Genomic DNA, 1,741 nt, shown 5'->3' on the forward strand with positions numbered 1-1,741 from the left:
GGACCGAGAAGGTCAGGACCTGCTCTCCCTCACGCTCTTTCACCAAAAAACCGATTCACCGGTGGGCGTGTCCTCGCCCAAAGGGGCGGTGCTTCGCGGATCAGGGTGAAGAACAACAGCGAGCAGCGCTGAGGGCCCGGCCGCGCCCGTCATTGACGTCCACCCTGGAAAGAGCTGCCAGCAGCCAGCTTAAAGCCTTGTCTTGGCGCTGCTTCCCGCCGTTCGATCGCTCACCCGACGGGTGAGCCGCCCATCGTCGAAAGAGCCGCCAAGCCGCAAATGTTCCTCCGCTGGAGGCTGGCGGCTGGAAGCTGACGTCTCTATTTAGGTTCACGGATCCGCAATCCGCAATCGCTACCATTGCGCCGATGTCAATCGACTGAGGTGCGCGCGGGTGAATCGCGAATATCACCGTTGGCACAGCCCCCGGCTCGGCCGCGACATGGAGCTGCTTGTCTTCGGGCACGCCGGCGCCAAGGTGCTGGTGTTCCCCACGCGCGACGGGCGCTTCTACGAATACGAGAATCTGCGGCTCGTCGATGCCGTGCGGCACAAGCTCGAGGCAGGCCAGCTCCAGCTCTACTGCGTGGACAGTGTCGACCGGGAATCGCTCTATTGCTTCTGGTGCAGCCCGCTCGATCGGATTCGCCGCCACAACGCCTTCGAGGACTACATCCTCAACGAGGTGATGCCACTGATGGCGATGAAGAACGGACACCCCTGCACCATCGCCCACGGCTGCAGCCTCGGGGCCTTCCACGCGGCCAATATCGCCTTCCGCCACCCGCACCTCTTCCAGAAGCTCGCGGCCTTCTCAGGGCGCTACGATCTGACGCTAGACGTCGAGCACTTTTGCGACCTCTTCAGCGGGCACCGCGACGACCTGATCTACTTCCACACGCCGAGCCAGTATCTGCCCAATCTCAGCTGCCCCCACCGCCTCGACGCGCTGCGCCGCATGGACATCGTCTTCGTGGTCGGTCGGGAGGACCCCTTTCTCGACAACAATCGGCATCTCAGCCACACGCTCTGGAGCAAAGGCATCTGGCACGCACTCCACGAGTGGGACGGCCGAGCCCACCAGGGCTATCACTGGCGGCGCATGGCACCTCTATACCTCTAGCCTTTTGTTCCTCTCGCCTTGCGACGCCGCGGCTCCTTCCCGACTGGCACCTCAGTCCGGTTGCGAGATGGTTTGGTGGAATATTCATGCAAAGGATCGCGGATCGTCTCGGACACCGGTGCATTGGAGTAGATCGCGTTGAGGATGCCAGACCGGGTGGAGGGTCCAACGACCTTGCGCCCCATCGAGATAGGCCTAGGGAAGCGCCGTCTCGTTGACCATACCTCAGATGCACTCGCCGTCTTGAGCGCCTTCCACCACCTGGCTCCCGGCCTCAGCTGCACACGCTTGCCTGCCTTGGAATCTTCCGCACAATCGTCCCCATCGTGAGCGTCCCTTCACCTCGCCCTTGGAAGACGACACTCCGGGCAAGCTTAGGAGCTGGTAGGAGGTTGAAGAACGCGACCCAAGCTGGAGCGCTCGAGTCGCGCTTCTGTGAGCACAAGAGCTCTAGGTGACGACCGTGATTCGGCGTAAAGGTTTACCCCCCACCCCAAAGGAGCTACCCGGGAGGCCTTGTCAGGCTGCAGCCGGCTGCGGTAACGCAGGCGCCTCAAGCCCCTTGCGTCGTTGGCGAACCACCTCGGCGATGTAGGTCCACGGCGAGGTCTGGCGTTT

General features: G+C 62.7%; 1 protein-coding gene. It reads left to right on the forward strand.

The features are described 5' to 3' along the window. Nucleotides 1–394: 394 nt before the first annotated feature. Entirely contained in the window at nt 395–1,123 is a 729-nt protein-coding gene (locus G3446_RS26565; RefSeq protein WP_164456661.1) for an alpha/beta hydrolase-fold protein, read from the forward strand. Nucleotides 1,124–1,741: the final 618 nt, after the last annotated feature.

The organism is Thiorhodococcus minor (genome assembly GCF_010820565.1).
In the GTDB taxonomy this organism is placed as follows: domain Bacteria; phylum Pseudomonadota; class Gammaproteobacteria; order Chromatiales; family Chromatiaceae; genus Thiorhodococcus; species Thiorhodococcus minor.